A 2,044-nucleotide genomic window follows, 5' to 3' on the forward strand; every position below is an offset into this window, starting at 1 on the left:
AGCTTGGCGTAATCATGGTCATAGCTGTTTCCTGTGTGAAATTGTTATCCGCTCACAATTCCACACAACATACGAGCCGGAAGCATAAAGTGTAAAGCCTGGGGTGCCTAATGAGTGAGCTAACTCACATTAATTGCGTTGCGCTCACTGCCCGCTTTCCAGTCGGGAAACCTGTCGTGCCAGCTGCATTAATGAATCGGCCAACGCGCGGGGAGAGGCGGTTTGCGTATTGGGCGCTCTTCCGCTTCCTCGCTCACTGACTCGCTGCGCTCGGTCGTTCGGCTGCGGCGAGCGGTATCAGCTCACTCAAAGGCGGTAATACGGTTATCCACAGAATCAGGGGATAACGCAGGAAAGAACATGTGAGCAAAAGGCCAGCAAAAGGCCAGGAACCGTAAAAAGGCCGCGTTGCTGGCGTTTTTCCATAGGCTCCGCCCCCCTGACGAGCATCACAAAAATCGACGCTCAAGTCAGAGGTGGCGAAACCCGACAGGACTATAAAGATACCAGGCGTTTCCCCCTGGAAGCTCCCTCGTGCGCTCTCCTGTTCCGACCCTGCCGCTTACCGGATACCTGTCCGCCTTTCTCCCTTCGGGAAGCGTGGCGCTTTCTCATAGCTCACGCTGTAGGTATCTCAGTTCGGTGTAGGTCGTTCGCTCCAAGCTGGGCTGTGTGCACGAACCCCCCGTTCAGCCCGACCGCTGCGCCTTATCCGGTAACTATCGTCTTGAGTCCAACCCGGTAAGACACGACTTATCGCCACTGGCAGCAGCCACTGGTAACAGGATTAGCAGAGCGAGGTATGTAGGCGGTGCTACAGAGTTCTTGAAGTGGTGGCCTAACTACGGCTACACTAGAAGAACAGTATTTGGTATCTGCGCTCTGCTGAAGCCAGTTACCTTCGGAAAAAGAGTTGGTAGCTCTTGATCCGGCAAACAAACCACCGCTGGTAGCGGTGGTTTTTTTGTTTGCAAGCAGCAGATTACGCGCAGAAAAAAAGGATCTCAAGAAGATCCTTTGATCTTTTCTACGGGGTCTGACGCTCAGTGGAACGAAAACTCACGTTAAGGGATTTTGGTCATGAGATTATCAAAAAGGATCTTCACCTAGATCCTTTTAAATTAAAAATGAAGTTTTAAATCAATCTAAAGTATATATGAGTAAACTTGGTCTGACAGTTACCAATGCTTAATCAGTGAGGCACCTATCTCAGCGATCTGTCTATTTCGTTCATCCATAGTTGCCTGACTCCCCGTCGTGTAGATAACTACGATACGGGAGGGCTTACCATCTGGCCCCAGTGCTGCAATGATACCGCGAGACCCACGCTCACCGGCTCCAGATTTATCAGCAATAAACCAGCCAGCCGGAAGGGCCGAGCGCAGAAGTGGTCCTGCAACTTTATCCGCCTCCATCCAGTCTATTAATTGTTGCCGGGAAGCTAGAGTAAGTAGTTCGCCAGTTAATAGTTTGCGCAACGTTGTTGCCATTGCTACAGGCATCGTGGTGTCACGCTCGTCGTTTGGTATGGCTTCATTCAGCTCCGGTTCCCAACGATCAAGGCGAGTTACATGATCCCCCATGTTGTGCAAAAAAGCGGTTAGCTCCTTCGGTCCTCCGATCGTTGTCAGAAGTAAGTTGGCCGCAGTGTTATCACTCATGGTTATGGCAGCACTGCATAATTCTCTTACTGTCATGCCATCCGTAAGATGCTTTTCTGTGACTGGTGAGTACTCAACCAAGTCATTCTGAGAATAGTGTATGCGGCGACCGAGTTGCTCTTGCCCGGCGTCAATACGGGATAATACCGCGCCACATAGCAGAACTTTAAAAGTGCTCATCATTGGAAAACGTTCTTCGGGGCGAAAACTCTCAAGGATCTTACCGCTGTTGAGATCCAGTTCGATGTAACCCACTCGTGCACCCAACTGATCTTCAGCATCTTTTACTTTCACCAGCGTTTCTGGGTGAGCAAAAACAGGAAGGCAAAATGCCGCAAAAAAGGGAATAAGGGCGACACGGAAATGTTGAATACTCATAAGCT

1 protein-coding gene is annotated in these 2,044 nt (G+C 50.3%); it reads right to left on the reverse strand.

The window, feature by feature from the left end:
* Positions 1 to 1,178 precede the first annotated feature (1,178 nt).
* On the reverse strand, positions 1,179 to 2,039 hold the full coding sequence (locus ACPUYX_RS20820) for a broad-spectrum class A beta-lactamase TEM-116 (RefSeq protein ID WP_000027050.1): 861 nt from the start codon (positions 2,037 to 2,039) through the stop codon (positions 1,179 to 1,181).
* Positions 2,040 to 2,044: the final 5 nt, after the last annotated feature.

This window comes from Desulfosporosinus sp. SYSU MS00001 (assembly GCF_049943955.1).
In the GTDB taxonomy this organism is placed as follows: domain Bacteria; phylum Bacillota; class Desulfitobacteriia; order Desulfitobacteriales; family Desulfitobacteriaceae; genus Desulfosporosinus.